Annotated in this window: 1 protein-coding gene and 1 pseudogene; both read right to left on the bottom strand. The window is 48.8% G+C overall.

What is annotated here, in order from left to right:
• Positions 1-523 (bottom strand): annotated as a pseudogene (locus A3750_RS01765) (penicillin-binding protein 2); the annotation flags it as partial.
• Between the two features lie 18 nt (positions 524-541).
• Positions 542-891 (bottom strand): cell division protein FtsL (gene ftsL, locus A3750_RS01760; protein ID WP_082873164.1); only part of this gene is annotated, 350 nt, incomplete at its 5' end.

The raw sequence follows: 891 nt of genomic DNA, 5'->3' as shown, positions 1-891 counted from the left end.
GCTCATCGATGTTGGCAAAGCCGACAACATGTGCAGCAACCTCTCCTGCCGGATAAAAACGCTTATACTCTCGTCGGCTGTAAATACCAGTGAAGCCCAGCTGCATGGCTTGCCGGGCTTCGTGAGGAGATGTCTTACGCTTGAGATAAACAAACTTCTTGGAAGTGTTAGACTCTAGTCGTTTCTTAAGCCACTTCTTGTTTACACTGAGCGCCGAGGCAAGTCGGGCATACTCCTTTTCATTGAGCTCTATCTCGCTAGGATTGGCGTAGATTGTTTCAACCGCTGCGCTAATGGCTAAAGGATCTCCATTTCGATCGGAGATAGTTCCGCGATGCCCAGGAATCCTTTCGTAACGAATTGAGCGCACATCGCCCTGATAGGATAAAAAGCTCTGCTCAAAAATATGTAAATGGACCGCCCTACCAAGCAAAGTCAGAATCACAAGCGTCAGCATGGCTAGCAGCGCATAGTAGCGCCACATGATCATAACTGGTTCTTGGTTTTCGTTTGACGAGTTCACGGTCGTTCCAATGCCTACCTATTTAACCAACTCGATACTGCGCACATCCGGCAGCACCATTTCTAATTCTTGAGCAGCGACACTCTCGATCTGACTCGGAGAAGTAAATGCACTCTGCTCCAACAGCAGCTGCGCCCATTCCAACTGCAACTGGTCATTTCGCTCTTGCAACAAAGCTTGCTCCGCAAACAACTCTCGCGATATGTGAGAGGAGTAGACAACGCCCAGCGCCGTTAAAACCATCACTAGCACCAATCCCAAAGAGAGAATTAGCTCGCGAACTGGGAGAATTCTCCAAATGGACTGTATCCGCCCTAATAGTGAATCGGGCAGCAACTCACGATCAAACAGCGGCTTTACACTTTCTC

Source organism: Oleiphilus sp. HI0079, from assembly GCF_001635105.1.
The sequence above is the reverse complement of the archived record's forward strand: the minus strand, read 5'-3'. Positions and strand labels throughout refer to the sequence as shown.